A 19,884-nucleotide genomic window follows, 5' to 3' on the forward strand; every position below is an offset into this window, starting at 1 on the left:
CCCGAACCGTTGAAACCGGCGGGAAGTCGTTGGGCAACATACGCCATTGGCATCCGGTCGTTGCAATGTAGAGGAGTGCGTCGACCACGTCGCGCAAACATGTCGTACGGGGCCGACCAGTTGTCTTCGGCGGCGACATCGAAGGCGCTATCAACGCCCATTCCGCATCCTTCATATCGCTTGCGTATTTATCGCCTTTTCGATCATGTTGACGGCGGGTGAGTTCAGTCCAAGCCATTGTGATCTCCATTCAGCTTCACAACCGAACAGAATCACAAACCACTGAACTCACTCAAATAGTTTTAAATCGGGCTCTTAGACCAATCTTGCCTGCCCAGCCGCTGGGCAGGCACCACACCGCGCTAGATCACGCCCGCGATATCAAGGGCGATCCGGTCAGCCAAGGCCTTTGCCACGCCCGGCGACGTCAGCCCGCCAACGCCGACCCGGCTGCGAATGCGCCAGTATAGCCCGGGCTGCCAACCACGCGTTTGCGCCGTCTTCATCCGCAGCGTGAACCCGTTCGACGGCTTCAGCGCCATTGGATTGCGATCAACCGCTTCAATGTCGCCCCGCGCCGCAATCAAGCGGCCTGCCCCGTCGGTCAGCCCGTCTTGCGTCCAGTTTAAACTGTCAGTGCGCCCCCGCCACATCGCATAGGCCAGCGCCAGCGCGGCCAAAGCGGCGGCGACCATCAGCGCCTGTGTGACAAGGCCTTGCGAAAACGCAGTGCGCAGCAGCAGCGCCGCCATCGCCAGCATCACGCCAATCCCCGTCGCCGTGCGAAACACTGTAGGGGCAAGGATGGGCGGCGGGATATCGGTCATACGGTCTGCTCCGGTCGGGGCCGCAGGACGTTGCGGCGCGTCGCTGTGATAGCGGCAAATGGGGGTGGCGTCATGGACCATCTTAGCGCTGCTCGCGCTGCGGCCTTACGCCAAGCGTGCGCCGACGGATTGGCACACCAAGGTGCAATAATTTGCCTCAATCTCGGCCGCGGTCAGGCGGCCACCCGGGCGATACCAATTCGTGATGCCGGTCAGCAGCGCAATCAGGCCAAGCGTCGCGACGCGGCAGTCGGGGACGGTAAAGTCGCCGGATGCGACGCCATCGTGCAAGATATCCTCTAGGCGATCCTCATAGGCGCGGCGCAGTTCGGCAATCTGGGCAAAGTTTTCGTCCGTCAGATTGCGCAGTTCCATATAGCTTAGGAACACCGTGTCCCGGCGCGGCAGGTGAAACCGGATGTGGAACCGCGTGAAGGCGTCCAGCCGGGCCAAAGGCGTCCCCGTCAGCGCCGCCGCATCAAGCGCGTCAATCAGTTCGGTCATATTGCCGCGCAGCAGATCGAACAAAAGCGACTGTTTGTCGGCGGTATAATTATAAAGCGCGCCAGCTTGCACGCCGACCTCTGCCGCGATTTGGCGCATGGAAACGGCCGCATAGCCATGCTGCGCGAACAGCCGCAGGGCGGCGTCCTGCACCTTTGGTCCGGTAATCCCGGCATGAGAGCCTTGCTTGCGCGCCATGACCCCAATTAACTGAACATCCGTTCAGATGAAAAGCGGTTTCCCCCGGGGGCGGTCCTGCTATGTTGCGTGCGTGTCCCAAAGGTAGCACCCATGCCCCCTGCCCGCCCATTGTTCCTATCCCTGATGCTGCTTGCCGGCTGCGCCGATGCGCCGTCGCTAGACGGACGCATTTCCGCAGCTGCGGCTGCCGCCCCTTATCCGCAATTGCAGCCCTTGGCCCCGCTGTTGGCGCAGGCCGCACTGCCCGGTCGGATCACCCCAGCATCGACCGTGCAGATGGATGGCAGCACAGCCGGACTGCGCGCCCGCGCCGCTGCCCTGCGCGGCCCCGTTGTCGATGCCGCCACACGCGCCCGGATGCAGCGCGCCATCGCACGGGCCGCGTTGCGGTAGCCACCGCTTTTCGCTAGTACCGCCACAACTTATCGCCGCAATATCGGAGCCGCCCCTATGTCAGACCCCCTTCGCCTTGGTATCGCGGGACTTGGCACCGTGGGTGTCGGCATCGTGCGGATCGTGCAAAAGCATGGCGATCTGCTGGCAGCCCGCGCTGGGCGGCCCATCGTCATCACCGCCGTATCGGCCCGGTCGCAAAAGGATCGCGGCGTCGATCTGTCCGGCTACGCCTGGGAAGACGACCCTGTCGCCCTTGCCGCACGCGACGACGTCGACGTTGTGATCGAAGTCATGGGCGGCCATGAAGGGCCTGCCAAACACACCACCGAAGCCGCCCTTGCCGCTGGCAAAGATGTGGTCAGCGCCAACAAAGCGCTGCTGGCGATCCACGGGCAAGCCTTGGCAGAGGCGGCAGAGGCCACGGGCCGCGTCATCCGCTTTGAAGCTGCCGTCGCGGGCGGCATTCCCGTCGTCAAATCCCTGATCGAAGGGCTTGCCGGCAACGAGATCACCCGCGTGCTGGGCGTGATGAACGGCAGCTGCAACTATATCCTGACCCGCATGGAAGACGCAGGTCTGACCTACGCCGAGGTCTTTGAGGAAGCCAACCAGCTTGGCTATCTTGAAGCCGACCCAGAGCTTGACGTGGGTGGCATCGACGCCGGGCACAAACTGGCCCTGCTGGCCGCGATTGCCTTTGGCACGCAGGTCGATTTCAGCGGCGTCGCGCTGGAAGGCATCGGCGCGGTCACGATCGAGGATATCCGCCAAGCCGCTGATATGGGTTACCGCATCAAACTGCTGGGTGTGGCGCAGATGACCGGTCGCGGTCTGGAACAGCGCATGTCGCCCTGCCTTGTGCCCGCCACCTCGCCTTTGGCGCAGCTGCAAGGCGGCACCAATATGGTCGTGCTGGAAGGTGATGCTGTGGGCCAAATCGTGCTGCGCGGCGCAGGTGCGGGCGAAGGTCCAACCGCCAGCGCGATCATGGCCGACGTCATGGATCTGGCGCGCGGCACCCGCTATGCCACCTTTGGCCAACCCGCGCACACACTGCGCCGCGCGCGTGCGGCAACCGCCGCCATCCCGGCACCGTATTACCTGCGCCTGCAGCTGCTGGATAAACCCGGCGCGCTGGCCAAGGTGGCCGCTGCGCTGGGCGACGCGGGTGTCAGCATCGACCGGATGCGCCAGTATGATCACCACGACACCGCGGCCCCCGTGCTGATCGTGACGCATAAAACGACCCGCTCGGCCTTGGACGAAGCATTAGCGCGCTTCACGCAAACCGGCGTCGTCACGACGGCCCCCGTCGCGATCCGAATCGAAGCGGTGTAAAAAAGGCTTCGAACGAAGACTTTTAGGGCCGGCCTAGAATTGCAGGGCCTGTTAGCGATCACATGCTTGTCATCTGGCCCGGTTAAACGCTAGGCCAAGGCAACATGCGAAGGAGCTATCATGTCCGCCAATCCCGATTTTAATGACCGCAGCCTGTCACTTGGCCTTGCGCGCGTGTCCGAAGCCGCCGCCATCGCCTGCGCCCCGCTAATCGGGCGCGGTGATGAAAAGGCCGCCGATCAGGCCGCCGTCGACGCCATGCGCACCCAGTTGAACAAGCTGGACATCGCAGGCGTCGTGGTGATTGGCGAAGGCGAGCGGGACGAAGCGCCAATGCTGTTCATCGGCGAAGAAGTCGGCACAGGAAACGGCCCGGGCGTCGATATCGCGCTTGATCCGCTTGAAGGCACAACGCTGACCGCCAAGGACATGCCGAACGCTTTGGCTGTGATTGCCATGGGCCCGCGTGGATCAATGCTGCATGCACCCGACGTCTATATGGACAAACTTGCCATTGGACCCGGTTTCGCGCCGGGTGTCGTGACCTTGGATATGAGCCCGTCGGAGCGCGTGAAAGCGCTGGCGGAAGCCAAAGGCTGTTCGATCCGCGATATCACGGTCTGCGTGTTAGAGCGTCCGCGCCACGAGGACATGATTGCCGAAATCCGCGCCACCGGTGCCGCGATCCGGCTGATCACGGACGGCGATGTCGCTGGCGTCATGCATTGCGCCGAGGCCGCACGCACAGGGATTGATATGTACATGGGCTCTGGCGGCGCACCAGAAGGCGTGTTGGCCGCAGCCGCGCTGAAATGCATGGGCGGGCAGATTTTTGGCCGCCTGATGTTCCGCAACGACGATGAACGCCGCCGCGCCACGGCTGCTGGGATCACCGATTTTGACCGTATCTATACCCGCGACGATATGGTCACCAGCGATGTGATCTTTGCCGCGACCGGCGTGACAGACGGCAGCCTGCTGCCCGGGATCAAGCGCGAGCCGGGGTTCGTGACGGCGGAAACCATGCTGATGCGGTCCAAGACCGGCTCTGTGCGGCACATGCGCTATCGCAATCCGGTTGCATAAGGGGCATCTGTGTGGCCCATGCCTTTCGCAAAGGCAGATATGACCACAAGACACAGGTGACACGATGACAGATCAAGCGGCGTATTTGGGTGTTGGGGCTTCTCTGACCGGACGCCGCTGGATCGGCCCCACCGCAGAAGAAGACCGTCTGGCCGAGGCGATGGCGCAGGACACGGATCTGCCCCCGGCGTTGTGCCGCACCTTGGTCAAACGCGGCATCACCGCAGACGGCGCTGCCGCGTTTCTGGCCCCCACCCTGCGCGATCTGCTGCCCGACCCGCGTAGCCTGCGCGATATGGAAAAGGCGGCGACCCGGTTTTTGGCAGCTGTAAAAGCACGCGAGCGGATCGCCGTCTTTGCCGATTACGACGTGGACGGCGGATCATCTGCGGCCCTGCTGTTGGTCTGGCTGCGCGATATGGGCCTGCGCGCGACGCTTTATGTGCCCGACCGCATTGACGAAGGGTATGGCCCCAATGATGCGGCCATGGCGGGTCTGGCAAAAGATCACAATCTGATCGTCTGCGTGGACTGCGGCACTGTTTCGCATGGCCCGATCGCTGCCGCTGCGGCTGCTGACGTGATTGTGCTGGACCACCACTTAGGCGCTGAAACCCTGCCCCCAGCGCTGGCCGTGGTAAACCCGAACCGGCAGGACGAAAGCGGCGATCTGGGGCATCTGTGCGCCGCTGGCGTTGTGTTCCTGATGTTGGTCGAGGCGAATCGCCAACTGAAGGACGCAGGCCAGCGCGGGCCTGACCTGATGGCCATGCTTGATCTGGTCGCGCTGGCCACCGTGGCCGATGTGGCCCCGCTGATTGGCGTGAACCGTGCGCTGGTCCGCCAAGGCCTGACCGTTATGGCGCGGCGGCAGCGCGCCGGGCTGGTGGCGCTGGCTGACGTGGCGGGCATGGATCAGGCCCCGACATCGTACCACCTTGGCTTTTTGCTGGGCCCGCGCGTGAACGCGGGTGGACGCATCGGTGCCGCCGATCTGGGCGCGCGCCTGCTGGCGACCGCTGACCCGCATGAGGCGGGCGCACTAGCCGAACGCCTCGATTTGCTGAACACCGAACGCCGAGAGATCGAGAACCGCGTCCGCGAAGCAGCGCTAGAACAGGCGACAGAGCGCGGCCTTGACGGCCCCCTTGTCTGGGCCGCTGGCGCAGGCTGGCACCCCGGCGTCGTCGGCATCGTCGCCGCCCGCCTAAAAGAAGCGACCAACCGCCCTGCTATCGTTATCGGACTAGAGGACGGCGTCGGCAAAGGCTCTGGCCGGTCGGTCAGCGGCATCGACCTTGGCGCGGTGATCCAGCGCGTCGCCGCCGAAGGGTTGCTGTTGAAAGGCGGCGGTCACAAAATGGCCGCTGGCCTGACCGTGGCAGAGGACATGTTGCCCGCTGCGATGGACCGGATCGCCGTCCTTTTGGACAAACAGGGTGCGGGCGCCCTTGGGCCGTCAGATTTGCGAATCGATGCGTTGCTGATGCCCGGTGCGGCCACGGTCGAACTGATCGAAAAAATCGCGGCAGCTGGTCCCTTTGGGGCCGGTGCCCCCGCCCCGCGATTCGCGTTTCCCGATTGCCAGATTCTTTTCGCAAAACAGGTCGGCACAGGGCACCTTAAGGTGACTTTTGGCGACGGCATGGGCGCACGCATCGACGCAATCGCCTTTGGTGCGATGGACGGACCGCTTGGCGCACGGCTGACGCAGCACGGCGGCGCGCGTTTTCACCTTGTTGGCCGGCTAGAGGTCAACACTTGGCAAGGTCGGCAAAGCCCGCAGTTGCGATTAGAGGACGCAGCACCCGCTTAAGATGCGAAAAACGGGGGTCGGCAACTTTTTTCGAAATCTACGCGAAAATGTTCTTGCACCCCCCCAGCGCATTACTTAGAAGCCCCCTTACCAACAGTGGCCCGTTCGTCTATCGGTTAGGACGTCAGGTTTTCAACCTGAAAAGAGGGGTTCGACTCCCCTACGGGCTGCCACGGTTTTCTTTATATTATTGAAACGCATAGCATATTTCCTTATGCTTGCTAACCTCTCAGAGGTGGTTAGCAGATTTCGTTTTATTGGAAGTTTCTTTCAGCTTATCCACCGCCCGATAGGCTAGCTGCCTTTGGTCGGCTTTGGCAGTGTAACGACGCACTTCTGTGTCTGTCTTGTGGCCAGTGATTGCTTTGATTTCGTGAAAGGTGCATCCCGCCTCGGCTAGACGCCGGGAACAAGCTTTGCGCAGACCGTGTGACGAGCAGTTTGACAGCCCGGCCTCGTCGCAGCGAGCCCGCATCCAATTTCCAAATCCTGCCACCGAGTAAGGGCGTCCATATTCCGTCAACAAAAACGTGGGCGCATCAACCGGTAGGTTTGCCAGTACCTCTTGCAGCTCAGAGATGATGGGGATCATCAGCTCGGTTTTCGTTTTCTGCTGCTTCACCCAGATCATGCCATTAGAGACATCCTCCCAGCCCATCCTAACCGCATCTGACTTACGCTGGCCCGTGTTTAGCAAAAGCATCAGGGCCAAATAGGCCTTGCTTCCAGGCAGATGACGCGCGGTGAATTGTGCGATCTCTCCCTCGGTCCAGGTGTGGTATCCTTCCTCATTAGACGCATAACCTTTCATTCCTGCCATCGGGTTCGAAGGTATCATGCCGATATCCACTGCGTAGTTCATAAGCAGGCGCAGCCGCTTCATTAGCGTGTTCGCCGCTTCCGGCGTCTGACTGAGCCTACCTAGAATCGCAGATGCGTGTTTTCGTGAGAACTGCGACACGGGCAGGTTGCCGTATTTCTCGCAGAATTTCTCAAGAATACGTCGGTAGTTGTGTTTCGAGCTTGAGCTGAGCTTCGAGTAGAGGGCCGACCCAAGGTAGAGCCGCAGCAAGTCCCGGAAGGTGTCCTTTCCGCTCGGCGTCTTGGTATTGACCCGTACCAGCTTCTCCCCCTCGACTGCCCTGGCATAAGCCAGCAGGAATTCAGAGCTACCGACAGGCAACGGCAGGGGTATGCGCTTGCTACCGGGTGGCGTGTAATACGCGCGGGGCTTGCCGTGCCGATCATTGTAAGTGTGCAGATGCATAAAGGCTATTTCGCGTTTGCCCATGTCACAACACCGTATCCCAAGGATTTTCAGCGGGCGCAGTAGCGGGCTTGCCAGCTTGCACCAGTTCGATGGTGAAACTTCCATCCGGTTCGACTTTCAGCGCGGCAGGTTCTTTCCCCTGCCCAGCCACTAATTGCATTGCCCGCTTGGCGGACACGACCGAGAACGGTTTAGGCTTGCCTGCCTTGAGCATCAGCTTCTTCGCCCACGCAAAACCGGTCGGCTTTACTACAGGGTTCGGTGACACGCTCGCAGTCGCTATTGTTTTCTCCTTCACCCTCACAGTCCCCCATGTCCATTCGCCATGCTGTTTTTTAGGAGCTGGCGTAGTTCGGCGTTCATTGACCGTCCATTTTCGGTGGCTCTACGTTCAAGCCAGCCCTTTTCTTCTTCAGATAGTCGTAGCCTCAAAGTCTTCATCTCTATTTCCTCAAAAAGCCTCACCGTGAGGCATATATGAGGCATAATAAATTTTGACTTGCTGTCAACCTCACAGTGGGGCAATGGTGGGTCATGACACGAGATGACCCACCTGTTCGCGTCCGGCTTAGCCAGGACTTGAAAGACCGCATCCAAGCGGCAGCGAAGCATAATCGTCGTTCGATGAATGCTGAAATCAACGCACGCCTTGAGGAGAGCTTTGGGATTGCGCCCCAAGACACGGCTTCCCCACTTAGTCCCTCCGTTAAAAGCTGGATTAAGGCTGCGAAGCGAGGAGCTGAGGGTGCATCTCCGGACGAACGGCTATTAGCGTTGGAAGTCGAAGTGCAGGAACTGAGGTCGGGGCTGCTGGAGCTGCGACAGGCGCGTCAGGGTGGCCCAGAAATGACCTAATCTTTAGGTAGGGAGGAAGGGATGCGATAGTCATAGCGCCGCTCTGCGAACCTCTCCCGACAAACTGCGATACGCAGCCTAGGATCGTACCTGTCGCGCCCGCACGATCTTGTCAGCCAAGACTTCCGCATCCGTGACGCGCAACAGCCGCGTGTTTAAGATCGACCCGGGGCGCGCAGTCACCAGCCCCGGTGCAACGGTCACTTGTTTGATCTGTATAGGTGGGATCGCACGGACCGTCTTGCTGAAGCCCATGACGAACAAAACGTTGCGCGTGGTGACTACCTCAAACCGCTTTTACTGTGTCAGGCAGGCTACGGCATAGGTGATCTCGGCAAACACTCCGAAGAAAATGCCGACGCCCAGCACACCCCCGCCCTTGTAGATCAGCAGCAGTGTAAAAACTACGAGCGGGCGGGACAACAGCAGGATGTACGCGAAAATGCCGCCCTTGGGACCTAGGCGAGACATAGAGGCTTTTCACCCACAGCGATGGGCACCCTGGGGCGGGATAGATGGATTGGGGGTCGAGGCTCACTGTGATAAGAATGTTTCGTTCTGTATAATATAATCATAACATTCATGGCGGTAACGGTTTTTCCGGAACAGAACGTTCTGGATGGAGATTTTTGCAAAACGACTGAAGGAGCGGGCCGCTAAGCTCGGCATTTCCAACGCACAAGCCGCCCGGCTGTGCGAGTTGGACGAGCGACGCTATGCAAACTACGCCAACGACCAGCGAGAGCCTGACCTCATGACGCTCGCCAAAATTGCCCGCATTCTGAACACCTCTACTGACCATTTGCTCGGACTAGCTGACCATCAGCCGCAGACCGAACGGGCGCGTCTTCTAGATCGCCTCAACGTCGCCGCTACCTCGCTGACAGACGAAGAACTGCGAACAGTCGTCACTCAGACCGAGGCGCTTGCCATTCCGCGCCCAAAGAAAACCGGCAAGAAAATGCCTCCAATTTCAGGCGTCTAGGCGCTTCGTTTCCTAAGCCAACGCGTCTCCGCGCCGAGATTCATGCGCGTGTGTCGACGCCAAACTCTGAAATGAGGAAATCGACCGTCGCCTCGTCGCGCAGCTTGCACACGATGTTCTGGTTTGCGAATGCGCCCTTGAAACGTTTAGCCTGCGCTGGCTCCACGGTTTTGCGCCACTCGATACCGACAACATGCTCCGCTTGTTCGGCAGGTTCTCCGTTTCGCTTGAAGCGGGGTTCACTGAGAGGTTGATCGAACAACGGCCCGTGCGCCGTAATGAACGCGCTCGCGGGCTGCGCCTCGCTCACAACCGCACCATAGCCTATGTAGCCGTTGCCTTTGTCATAAACGAACACCTCATCGCCTACGTTCAGTTGCTGCAATCGTTTGGTGTAGAACTCACCGCCTCCCGCAGAGATGAAACCATAGCGCCGCATGTCAGACCATGATCGGTGCTCTCCCAAACCCGCATTGACGAAGAAATAGCCAGACCACGGAGCGCGGACCTTGCGTTCGGATCGCTCCTCGACCGCTTCCTGATCCAGAAGGAAATCGGTAGTCAGCCATTCGCGCCCTTCTGCCTCGAACACATTGAAGAACACGGTGTTGATCGCCACCCCGTACTCTTCGGACAGATATTCGACAATCCGGCGCGATGCGAGATCAAGCTCGCTGGCGACGATCAACATCGAATGGGTCGCGTTTAAACGCTCGGGGATGCCCTCGCCGAACCGTTCCCGAAACGCCGTGACCAGACGGCTACCCAGATACCTCTCGGCGCGTTCATAAATTTCGGGCGTGGTCAGGGTGCGGACCCACGAGGCGTAGTCGAGCACCTGCGCCACAATCTCGCGCGGGGTGCGATCTTTCTTCAACTCGATTATTATTAGCCCGCCTGTGGCATCCATCGCGAGCAGGTCGATGAACTTGCCGTGGTCTGTGGGGACCTGCCGTCCGATGATCAGCGCGTCCAAACCAAGCAGCGCAGGGTCGGCGGCGACCCAATCCTCGATCATGCTTTCCTTGGCCAATGCGCGGCGTTGTGCGCGGCGCAGCTTTCCGTCTGTGATGGCGTAAAGCGATGTCATGCGTCCTCGGCCTCTTCTTCTGGTGGGTATTGCTCTGCGAGCTTTTGATGAAGCACTTGGATTGCGGCAAAACCCGGCTCACCCGCCAATCCGGCAATGTCGTAATCGCGGCAAAAGGCGATGTCGCTGGCGGACATGTAGAACTTTTTCACCAGCACCTCTTCGATCTGCTGGGCTTCGTCGGTGTATTCGCGTTCCTCGGGGTCTTGCGATGCGATCAGGAAGGACTCGTAGCCCTCGCCGATGGCTGGAGCGCTGTGGCGCTGAATTTCCTCGACGGTGCGCATCACGTCGCGCACCTTGCGGGTCATCTCACCTTCGGAGTTGAAGAAGATGTTGCCATTGGCATGGGCGGTGTCGTTGCGTTCGTCCACCAGCTTGGCATAGATGCCGATCTTGGCGTTGTCGCACTGGATCAGTTTCAGGAACCGCAGCACCGACCGCTCGTTTACCGCGCTGAAAACGAAGGGCGAGGATGCGGCCATAAGGTTCTTTTCAACGTCCTTGCTAAACCCAACCATCGCCGTCTCGAACGGTCCGGGGCGGATCAACTTGATCTGCCAGATGTTGAAATAGACAAAGCTCATGACAAGCATATGATAGGCGAGGAAGGCGAACTGGTATTTGCCATGCTCGGCATTGGTGTTGAACGCCTCCCAGAGAAAGCGGATGTAGTCGCGTTCCTTGGGCGTGCGATAGGCTAGCGGCAGGTAGGTTTCGAGATCGGCGGCCTCTTCGATCATCCGCCGCCCTCACCCTCGGCCTCGCCCCAGAGGCGGGCGATAGCGTCGTCGATCTTTTTCTCGAAGCGGGCGATCAGCTCGCGGTTGCCGTTGACGAGGGCTTGCTCAGCTTCGATTTCGGCGATGATGGCAAGTTGAATGTGTATCGGCGGAAGGGGAATTTGGAACTCTCGCAGAGCTTTCAGCGATACGGTCTTCTGCGCAACGCCTGTTGCAGCCTCATCCCCCTGCTTCTTTCCTGTGGGTGAACGCAAGAAATGAAGAAGATAGCCGCTCATCACCTCGGCTGATGGCCGTAGCAGCGCTATGTGGCGCTGAAAGCAGAACTCGCGGTTTCCATTCACCGGAACGACCACACCATATGAGCCTGTGACAGAATAGAGCAAGTCGCCCGCAATCGGTCGCCGCGTTTCCTTAAGCGCGTCGAAGTATTCACGGGACACGAAGAAGGTCTTTTCGAACTTCACACCCTCAGTTTCGTTTAAATTTGAAATCGTTACGAAGGGGATGCCCGTGTCTGTCTTCGGTGGCGGCTGGTGATCGCCGTCGGTGATGGACGTGCAGAGATCGCCCATCCGCACCGTCGGCCACTCGGGATCAACCGGGATGTGGGGCCGGTAGTTGTCGAGGACGGCGCGGGCTCCGTCAATGACTCGCTGATAGCCCTCGACTTCGGCCACAATTTCGCGCTGCATTCCAAGGGGCGGGAGGGGAATGAGGCGTTTTTCCATACCTGACTTTGTTGCATGGATCATTGCGATGCCGCTGCCTTCAGCTTTGATGCTCTCAGCCTCAGCTCGCAAAACCCAATACAAGAAATTCTTGTCAATCTGGTCTCCAGGGACCACCTTCCAAATGTGATAGTGGTAAATTGCTTTGGGACCATCCCAGATTTTTGGGCCGAACGATGCCGACCACGCGAACAGCAAGTCTCCCGCGTGGCAATATTTTTCGGGCGGCAGTTCTAGGTCTGAAAAGTACCAGCTGCGGTTGGAAAAGAAATTCCCTACCCGTAGAACCGGCACCGGCCCCTGATCCAGCAGTTCTTCCTGTTTGTAAGCTCTCCCATTGATAAGGGTCGCCACCTCACCAAGCGGGACCATAGGGTAAGCTCTAACGACTTCGTCGATTGCCGAATAGCGTTCAACGCTGAGGTTGTAGTCTCCGCCCTCGGCCAGCCGTGCCCGTTCGACCACGCTGCCAATTTCGCTATCCAGCCCCTCACCGCCACCAACCCGCGCGACCTGCAACCAAGCCCCAAGCTCGGCCTTCACCTGCCCCAGTTGCCCGCCCTTAACCGACTTTCGCTGTGCGCCCAGTGCAAAACCGTCATTCTCGATCTTGAAAAACGCAACGTGATTGCTTGCCTTGGCCACCGCGCGGTCAAGGATCAGGATCGACGTTTTTACGCCCGAATAGGGGTTGAACACACCCGCAGGCAGCGAGATGACGGCAGCAAGGTGGTTTTCCACCAACATCTTGCGCAGGGCCACATAGGCGGTTTGGCTTTGAAAGATGATCCCCTCGGGCACGACAATCGCCGCGCGGCCTCGGGGCGTCAGGTGTTCGGCGATGTAATCGACAAACAGCACTTCGCTGCGCTTTGACTGCACTTGAAAACGGGTATGTGGTTTGATCCCTCCTTTCGGCGACATGAATGGCGGGTTGGCGAGGATGACATCGGCCATCTCCTGCCATTTGTCTTCAGATGTGAGTGTGTCGTATTCTTCGATCTTGGGATCGGCAAAGCCGTGTAGATAGAGGTTCACAAGGGACAGTCGCACCATATCGGGCGAAATGTCATAGCCATAGATGTTGCGGGCGAGGCGTTCGCGGTCAGGTTGGGTTAGCTGATCGCCCGGATAGCGCAGCGGGCTTTCCAGCGCCTGCTCGGCGGCATCCCCGCCCTCGGACGCGGTGGCTGTGCTGGGGGCACTGGTCGAGTTCTGTTTCAGGACGTGTTTGTAGGCCGAAATCAGAAAGCCCGCCGTGCCGCAAGCCGGGTCCATAACGGTCTCGGTCTTTTGTGGGTCGATGATTTCAACCATGAAATCGATGATATGGCGGGGCGTGCGGAACTGACCCGCATCGCCTTGGCTGCCCAGAACCGACAGCAGGTATTCAAACGCATCGCCCAGACGTTCGCTGTGGTCATAGGTGAAGCTGTTGATCTCGCGTAGGAAGGAGCGCAGGGTTTCGGGGTCGCGGTAGGGCAGATAGGCGTTGCGAAAGATGTCGCGGAAGAGCTTGGGGAGGCCGTCGTTTTCGACCATCTTGGTCAGCGCTTCGGAATAGGTGTTAAGCATGTCCTGCCCCGACACGCCGGGGGCCACCAGTTTGGCCCAGCGGTAGCGTTCATAGTCCTTGGTGAAGAAACGGCGCTGGCCGCCCAACTCTTCGGCCTCTAGGTCCATGTCGTCCATGAATTTGTAGATCAGTGCGACAGTGATCTGTTCGACCTGACTTTTCGGATCGGGCACCTTGCCAACAAGAATGTCGCGGCAGGTGTCGATGCGGCGTTTGGTGTCAGTGTCTAACATTGAGGTCTTTCGTCAAAGGAAGGGGTTCAGGGACACGTAGTCCTTGATGTATTCGGGAATGCGTTTGCGCCACGCGGCAGGCACGTCTTTCAGGTCGCGCGTGGAAAAGCCGGGGTTTACGTTGAGATCGGCAAAATGGCCAGCATCGATCTTGGCGCGAACACGGCCGTCGCGTATGTAAGCCTCGAAAAAATAGCGCATTTCACGAATGCGGTCGGCTTCTTCAGGCTGCTGGTCCGTCAGGAATTTCTGGAATTCGTCCTCGATCAGCTCAGCCTTGCTCTTAAAGCCGGGGATGAAGCCGAATGCCTTTTCGACCAGCTCGCGCACCGAGATGCGACGATCTACCCCCACCGCACGGCGTAACTTTTCAAGGGTGTAGAACTCGTTGGGTTTGTCGAATATTTCTTCGATGACATGTCGGGTCGCGGCTTCCCAATTCTGGGCGGCGACCAAATCTGACAACGTTGCATCAGCTCGGACAGCGTCTTCGAACTTGCCGAACAACTCGCGGTCAATGCGCATTCCGTCCTTGCCGATCTGGGTCTCGATCTGACTGACCACATCGTCGGGATCGAAATGCTCATAGGTGCCAAGGCCGCCCGTGACGTTCGCTAGCCTCTTCCTATCATCGACTCCCGTGGACAAGGGCATGGTAGGCGATGCTGGTAGCTTTACCTCTTCGTCATAATCGAAACTTTCCTCAAAATATTCGCAATTTGCGAAGAAGTCGAACAGACGGAAGGCGGTCTTTTTGACCTCGCCGAGCGCAGCCTTCTGGGCTGGATTAAACATTTCTTCCACAAAGTTGTGCTTGCGGGTGCCTCGACCCTTGATCTGCACGAAGTCAGACGGCGAGAAGATGGGACGCATCAGCGCGAGGTTCAAGATGTCTGGCGCGTCGTAGCCTGTGGTCATCATTCCCACAGTAACGCAAATCCGCGCCTTGCTGGTTCGATAGTTTTCGACAAAATCGCTGTTTCCGCCAAGGTTGTTATTAGCGAATTTTACCGTCATCTTTTGCGCGTCGGAAACGTGACTTGTCACCTGCATCGCGAAATCAGATTTGTAGCGCTCTGGCCAAAGCTGATCCGCCAACTCGTTTAGAATTTGGACGATCTTGGCCGCGTGGTTCTGACTTACAGCGAAGGCGAGTGTCTTCCCGAACTCGCGCGATATCGGGTCACGCAATCCGTGCTGCAAAAGAGTTTTGCAAAAGGCGAGGTTAGTCGCTTCGGCAAAAAATTTCTTTTCAAAATCACGCCCAGCAAATGCCTCCTCAAGCTCGCTGCCATCGTCATCGGTCGTTGTAGCAACGAAACCTTGATCTGACAAAAGCTGAGTAGTCACACCTGTCCTTGCATCAACGACATAAGGATTGATCAAGAACCCATCCTTCACACCGTCGATTAGGGAATAGCGATAGGTCGGCTCACCCGTGGTGCACCCGAAAGCTTTGTAAGTATCTAGCATCATACGTCGCTCGGTCTCGCGCGGATCACGCTCAGATGTGCCGCTACTGGGCTGCTTGAGATAATCCTTTGGCGTCGCGGTAAGGCCCAACTTATACCCGATGAAATATTCAAAAACCGCGCGAGCATTCCCCCCAATGGAACGATGCGCTTCATCCGAAATGACCAGATCGAAATCGGTCGCGGCGAATAAACGGCGAAACTTGTCGTTGAACAAAAGCGACTGAACGGTCGTGACCACAATGTCCGCCTTGCGCCAGTCGTCGCGCTGCTCCTTGTAGATGACTGAGGTGAAATCATTCTTGAGATAGGCTTTGAACGCTTTGTCGGCTTGAACTTCCAACTCGAGGCGATCGACTAAGAACAAAACCCGCTTCGCGTTCCCCGTTTTGAGAAAGAGCTTAATAAGCGCGGCGGATGTCAATGTCTTTCCGGTCCCGGTTGCCATTTCAAACAAGAACCGCGTCGAGCCCTTGGCAGCGTCTTCCTGCACTCGCTGGATCGCTCGCTGTTGATAGGGCCGGAGAAACTTCAGCTTGTTCTCTTCAATAAATAGAGGGCGTTCAGCTTCGACCTTCCAACCAGCCTCTTGCGGATAGGAAGGCATTTGCGTCAGGGCGATATAATCGAGGCCTACCTGTTCGCCAGTAAGTCGATCGACATCTGGTGCAAAGGCATAATGGTTTCCAATTTCAGTTGGGGTAGGAAATTTTGAAATGACAACTGGATTGCCTTGCTCCAAATCCCACAGGTAGTGAATGTTTCCATTACTTAGAATAACGAAACGAGCGTTCTGAGATCGAGCGTACTTCCGTGCCTGTTCTTTGGCTGAAAGTGGGTTCTTTTCTTCTGATTTCGCTTCCAGAACAACCAACGGCTTGCCGTGACCATCAAGCAAAAGAAAATCGACAAACCCGTCTTTAGACTTTTCAAGATCATCGCCGAGGGCGTTGAGATCGCGTAGTGAAATCTTCACATTGGGTTCTAGCACAATGTTTGCAGGGCCGTTCTCGCCATCAAAGAAACGCCATCCTGCGGCTTCAAGGAGGCGATTGATCTTGATCCTAGCAGTTGCTTCCTTGCTCGCCAAATTCAACCCAACCCGATAATTCAACAACTCAAGCAATCTATTCGCAAGCGATGTGAAACTACCAGTGGAAAGCTAGGGTTTTCCTGGGTTTTCGTTCGCTGGAACAACGGGTTTCTGGCGGCATCTATGAAGGGGTCAAGTCACAACAGCTCCCCAGCCGCATTTCCGATAAAAAGTTCACCCTCGCGGACGTAGCGGGCCAGCATTGCGTCGGAGGTGTGGCCGGTCATCGCGCGGATTTTTAGGGTGGAGACGCCAGCCTGTGCCGCCGAGGTGGCAAAGCCCGCCCGCAGGCTGTGGCCTGAGTAACCTTCGGGCTTGATCCCCGACGCTGACAGACGCTCCCGCAGCAGGACCGACACGGCGTCCCCGGTCAGCGGGTTCGCTGCTAGGTGGCCGTGTCGGGTGATCGGGCGGAATAGCGGGCCTGTGTCGATCAAGGATGCTGACAGCCAAACCTCAACCGCCGCGACTGGGCAATGGCGGGTGCGACCGTGGGGGATTCCGATGCGGCGACCTGCCCCTTCCTGATCGGTCTTACTGCGCCGAATGGTCACGATGAGCCCTTGCCGGACGGTTTCGATGTCAGCCCGTTCCAGTGTCACTAGTTCGGATCGGCGGAAGCCCCCGGCGAAGCCCAGAAGCAGCAGCGCACGGTCGCGCTGGTCGCGCAGGGATTCTCTCAAGCTATCCAGAACTAACAGCAGGTCATCACGCATCAAGGGCTTGGCCTGTCTTTGGACGGTTCCGTGCTTGCGGCGCAGGCCGCGAAGTGTGGCTTTCACGATTTCGGTACGGCAGGGATTAGGCAGCCCCGCCATTTCGTGAACCTTGGAGATGGAGGCTACCCGGCGCTGGATGGTCGCCACAGCATGTTGCCCCGCGTGGTCGCCTGTGTAGGCACAGACTGTGGCTGGGGTTGCAGGCAACGTACCACCCCAGTTTTGGAAATGGGCCAGATCACCACGCAAAGCCCGTTCGGTCGCCGGGGCGAGGCTGTATTGGAGCAGATCAATTGCTTCATTCGTCAGGGACTCACGCGCATCGCTCCGGAACATTTTGACGTTGCAATTAACTGCAAATTGTTCGGAATTGTGCTTCTCTGGATTGTCAGTTTTGACCCGTGTTAATGGATTAGTATCCGAGGTTAGAACCGCTTCAGACATCACGCGCCTCCTTCATCACATGCGCTCGGATATGATTGAGCAGCGGCAAATCCTCCCGCATTAGGTTGAGGGCCTCTACGGCAACTTCTGGAAGCACCCCCAAGGTTTCGAACATCAGTTGAGAGTGAAGGCGGTCGGAGAGGTCGCCTCCGACACGGCGGGCGAGCAATCCCCCCTCGACCCGGAACAGTATCTGTCCCAGAAAAGATATCCGCCTAGCCTGCAATACCTCAGAGCGTGTCAATTCCGCGACCCCTGCCCTAGTCGCAAGCAACCGGGTTAAAGCTAACTTGCCTTCGCGCGTGAACATGTCGAGTGACCATCCGGGAACCCCGCCAATCATCACCTCGGGCGGCACGGGGTCGTCCGTCACGCCAGACCGCAAGCCATTCTCCAGTGCCAGCAGTGCCAATAACGCCGGCAGGGCCTCACTTGTCTTGCGGTAGCCATCACGACAAATGGCCAGTGTCGTAGGCGCAGTGCCGAGTTCATCCAGAAGATCGAAAGCCAATGTCACCTCGCCTCGCCGAGCAGGCAGCTTCCCGCCGGGGCGGTTAGTACCTAGAAGAAATAGGACTGCTAGGGCACGGCGATGCAGGTTCGGCGTATTCAACGCAATCTGGCGCAGTCGAGAATTGGTCTCGGCAGCAAGGCCGTAGCGGATGTCCGCGAGGGCGGGCAGCGTTTCCAGCGCCATGAAAAGATCATCGGTCGCCCGGCTTTTCGGGGCCTCGGCTAGCGCCCTTACTACGACCGATGCCACGGCCCAATCGCCACCGATCGCAGCCCGGAAACGCTTGCCGGTCAATGCGGCAACGGTCAGGCCGACGGTGTGCAAGCTGCCCAATCCGATGTCCTCAAACGCAATGCCGCCTAGCCTGCGCCAGAGGCGATCAGGCGAATCCCGCAGCAAGGTGGCGGCCGCATTCATGGCGAGGTCTACACGGCCCCGGCGCACGGCCTTTTGTAGCATACTCATGGCCAACCAAGGCGAAATTTGCAGGGGCTGTCCCTGAGGGACACGCTCTTGCGCAGCGATCCTCTGGATGAGGTCAGTTCGAAAACGGGTCGTGTAGCAGGGGTCGGTCATTCATCGCTCCTTCGATTCTGGAAGGGGGATCAATGACTTATAACCCTCGAGTAGCGTAATATACAGGTCACCAAAGGAAAGGAGAGATCGCATATAGGTGCCTTTTCCCGCGGCTAGACCCCGGTTCGGATTGGGGGGGTAAGCAACGACAAACAGAATGTCGTTAATCCGGATGTCCCCCCCCCGTCCCATCAGTTTAACCGCCGAAAGCACGTAGGATCAGCAGGTTAGAGGGAGTCTGACAGTTCCAGTTTTTGTCCCTGTGCTGGGTCCACTTCTAGAACCCAAGCCTGCTGAAACGGCTGTAGGGCATGGAAACGTACGTGGTGCTTGTATTGTGCCCACCACTTTGGAAACTTTGAATGTCGGAAAAAATTCTCAGCTGATCGCAGCCATTCATCCGTGCCAATCCAAGGAAAATCATCTTTAGTAGAGGACTGAATCTCGGCCGGGGTGCAGATGAAGTACTCTTGGCCTTCGCTCTGTCGAAGATGCTCACAATATTCGCGATCCCGCCGGAACTCCATCTCGGCCGCTGTCATCCGGGTAAAAGAAGATCGTGACTGGGCTGGAACTTTCTTTGTAACAGGTGCGACCAAATGGGTCGTACGCTTCCCGGCAATGATCTCTTCGTCTGTCCACCCCTTTTTGCGACGAGCCCTGATCGCTGTGGAGCTAACCCCCTGCTTCGTGGCAAGCTGTGATGCGGTGTAGCTGCGCCCCGTGTTCAGACAGGTAAAGATCAGGCTGTCACCTTTGTTGCGGTTCTGCGTCCCCTTGTCGGCCCATCGCACCTTTCCGGGGGCATATTCGGGATCGTCATTATTGATACGGTCGAGAGTCGCTCGCGCGGTCGGTTTGGGGCCGACCAATTGCAGGAAATCCGGGAAGCTGCGGAACGAAGAGTGTACCACAGCCCCATAGGTCTTGACACGTTGAAGCATGTTCCGGTGGGTGTTGGCCTCACCCGCATATTTGGTCCGCAGCTGCATGGTGGTCATGGAATCGAGATCGTTTATCATAGCGATCCACACTAGATCATCTCGCATTTTCTTTGCTACGCAACCGCCTAAATGGGGGTTACTTATGACCGGAACCGCGACGCCAGCTGGCATACCTGTATCCTCCTGAATGATCGTAGTTTTCTTTCTTAGCTGCCTGACCCTCGGCGATTTCGCAGTCAAAGCAAATCCGGGTTCAGTATTAGCTTCGCCTAATGCTTCGAGGCTGCCGATAGACTTCATGCTCATTGCCAATCTCCCGCGTTCAGGCCGAAAGGTCGGTTAGCAGAGGAGGAGAAATCGGTTATGTTTTGAAGGGGCCGACTTTGATTGGTTAGCAAATTTAAGTGTTTGAAATAATAAAGATAGTTTGGAACCCTACGGGCTGCCACGGTAACTTCCTGAAAATGTTGA

The 19,884-nt window shown here is 58.1% G+C and carries 20 protein-coding genes and 1 tRNA gene; 7 read left to right on the top strand and 14 right to left on the bottom strand.

What is annotated here, in order from left to right; translation table 11 throughout:
* The 3 genes from BM131_RS15840 to BM131_RS15850 all read right to left on the bottom strand — a co-directional run.
* On the bottom strand, positions 1-250 hold a 250-nt coding region (locus BM131_RS15840; protein WP_425434310.1), incomplete at its 3' end, for a transposase.
* Between the two features lie 112 nt (positions 251-362).
* Complete coding sequence (locus tag BM131_RS15845) at positions 363-827, bottom strand: hypothetical protein (protein WP_139222660.1); 465 nt, start codon at positions 825-827, stop codon at positions 363-365.
* Between the two features lie 105 nt (positions 828-932).
* Complete coding sequence (locus BM131_RS15850; RefSeq protein WP_090191048.1) at positions 933-1,529, bottom strand: TetR/AcrR family transcriptional regulator; 597 nt, start codon at positions 1,527-1,529, stop codon at positions 933-935.
* 93 nt (positions 1,530-1,622) lie between these two features.
* Between BM131_RS15850 and BM131_RS15855 the strand changes: the two genes are divergently transcribed.
* From BM131_RS15855 to BM131_RS15875, 5 genes are all read left to right on the top strand, one after another.
* The gene (locus BM131_RS15855) at positions 1,623-1,925 is read left to right on the top strand and encodes a hypothetical protein (protein ID WP_090191050.1); all 303 of its coding nucleotides are present in this window, start codon (positions 1,623-1,625) and stop codon (positions 1,923-1,925) included.
* Positions 1,926-1,982: 57 nt separating this feature from the next.
* A complete protein-coding gene (locus BM131_RS15860; RefSeq protein ID WP_090191052.1) occupies positions 1,983-3,266 on the top strand; it encodes a homoserine dehydrogenase in 1,284 nt (427 codons plus the stop codon).
* Positions 3,267-3,386: 120 nt separating this feature from the next.
* Positions 3,387-4,352, top strand: coding sequence for a class II fructose-bisphosphatase (gene glpX / locus BM131_RS15865; RefSeq protein ID WP_090191053.1), 966 nt, complete (start codon positions 3,387-3,389; stop codon positions 4,350-4,352).
* Between the two features lie 64 nt (positions 4,353-4,416).
* Positions 4,417-6,168, top strand: coding sequence for a single-stranded-DNA-specific exonuclease RecJ (gene recJ / locus BM131_RS15870; RefSeq protein ID WP_090191055.1), 1,752 nt, complete (start codon positions 4,417-4,419; stop codon positions 6,166-6,168).
* Between the two features lie 98 nt (positions 6,169-6,266).
* A tRNA-Glu gene (locus BM131_RS15875) sits at positions 6,267-6,341 on the top strand.
* A 56-nt stretch (positions 6,342-6,397) separates the two neighbouring features.
* Here the strand turns inward: BM131_RS15875 and BM131_RS15880 are convergent.
* The 3 genes from BM131_RS15880 to BM131_RS20760 are packed head-to-tail and all read right to left on the bottom strand — an operon-like array spanning position 6,398 to position 8,050.
* Positions 6,398-7,459 (bottom strand): tyrosine-type recombinase/integrase, encoded by a 1,062-nt coding sequence (locus BM131_RS15880; protein WP_175499386.1) that lies wholly within the window; start codon positions 7,457-7,459, stop codon positions 6,398-6,400.
* A gap of 1 nt (position 7,460) precedes the next feature.
* Positions 7,461-7,736, bottom strand: coding sequence for a hypothetical protein (locus BM131_RS20295; protein ID WP_175499388.1), 276 nt, complete (start codon positions 7,734-7,736; stop codon positions 7,461-7,463).
* Positions 7,737-7,738: 2 nt separating this feature from the next.
* Entirely contained in the window at positions 7,739-8,050 is a 312-nt protein-coding gene (locus BM131_RS20760) for a FitA-like ribbon-helix-helix domain-containing protein (RefSeq protein ID WP_090191115.1), read from the bottom strand.
* Here BM131_RS20760 and BM131_RS15890 point away from each other — a divergent pair.
* A complete protein-coding gene (locus BM131_RS15890) occupies positions 7,973-8,293 on the top strand; it encodes an Arc family DNA-binding protein (RefSeq protein ID WP_090191058.1) in 321 nt (106 codons plus the stop codon). The two genes, BM131_RS20760 and BM131_RS15890, sit on opposite strands and share 78 nt — an antisense overlap.
* A gap of 297 nt (positions 8,294-8,590) precedes the next feature.
* Here the strand turns inward: BM131_RS15890 and BM131_RS20305 are convergent, their stop codons facing one another.
* A complete protein-coding gene (locus BM131_RS20305; RefSeq protein WP_175499392.1) occupies positions 8,591-8,764 on the bottom strand; it encodes a hypothetical protein in 174 nt (57 codons plus the stop codon).
* Positions 8,765-8,912: 148 nt separating this feature from the next.
* On the opposite strand from BM131_RS20305, the gene BM131_RS15900 reads away from it, so the two are divergent.
* Positions 8,913-9,278: a helix-turn-helix domain-containing protein gene (locus tag BM131_RS15900; protein WP_090191061.1), complete on the top strand. Its 366-nt coding sequence runs from the start codon at positions 8,913-8,915 to the stop codon at positions 9,276-9,278.
* 40 nt (positions 9,279-9,318) lie between these two features.
* On the opposite strand, the gene BM131_RS15905 is transcribed toward BM131_RS15900, so the two are convergent.
* From BM131_RS15905 to BM131_RS15935, 7 genes are all read right to left on the bottom strand, one after another.
* Positions 9,319-10,368, bottom strand: coding sequence for a PDDEXK family nuclease (locus BM131_RS15905; RefSeq protein WP_090191062.1), 1,050 nt, complete (start codon positions 10,366-10,368; stop codon positions 9,319-9,321).
* Positions 10,365-11,111: a hypothetical protein gene (locus BM131_RS15910; protein WP_090191064.1), complete on the bottom strand. Its 747-nt coding sequence runs from the start codon at positions 11,109-11,111 to the stop codon at positions 10,365-10,367. Before BM131_RS15910 ends, BM131_RS15905 begins: the two co-directional genes overlap by 4 nt.
* Positions 11,108-13,504: an N-6 DNA methylase gene (locus BM131_RS15915; RefSeq protein WP_217646877.1), complete on the bottom strand. Its 2,397-nt coding sequence runs from the start codon at positions 13,502-13,504 to the stop codon at positions 11,108-11,110. The genes BM131_RS15910 and BM131_RS15915 overlap by 4 nt, the downstream gene beginning before the upstream one ends.
* 159 nt (positions 13,505-13,663) lie before the next feature.
* Positions 13,664-16,240, bottom strand: a complete 2,577-nt coding sequence (locus BM131_RS15920) for a DEAD/DEAH box helicase family protein (protein WP_217646878.1) — start codon at positions 16,238-16,240, stop codon at positions 13,664-13,666.
* A 113-nt stretch (positions 16,241-16,353) separates the two neighbouring features.
* Positions 16,354-17,379 carry a site-specific integrase gene (locus BM131_RS15925; RefSeq protein WP_090191067.1) on the bottom strand — a complete coding sequence of 342 codons (1,026 nt, stop codon included), beginning with the start codon at positions 17,377-17,379 and terminating at the stop codon, positions 16,354-16,356.
* Positions 17,372-18,469, bottom strand: coding sequence for a hypothetical protein (locus tag BM131_RS15930; RefSeq protein ID WP_090191068.1), 1,098 nt, complete (start codon positions 18,467-18,469; stop codon positions 17,372-17,374). Before BM131_RS15930 ends, BM131_RS15925 begins: the two co-directional genes overlap by 8 nt.
* A 227-nt stretch (positions 18,470-18,696) precedes the next feature.
* Positions 18,697-19,719 carry a hypothetical protein gene (locus BM131_RS15935; RefSeq protein WP_090191070.1) on the bottom strand — a complete coding sequence of 341 codons (1,023 nt, stop codon included), beginning with the start codon at positions 19,717-19,719 and terminating at the stop codon, positions 18,697-18,699.
* Positions 19,720-19,884 lie beyond the last annotated feature (165 nt).

Origin of the sequence: Loktanella salsilacus (assembly GCF_900114485.1) — a bacterium.
Taxonomy (GTDB): domain Bacteria; phylum Pseudomonadota; class Alphaproteobacteria; order Rhodobacterales; family Rhodobacteraceae; genus Loktanella; species Loktanella salsilacus.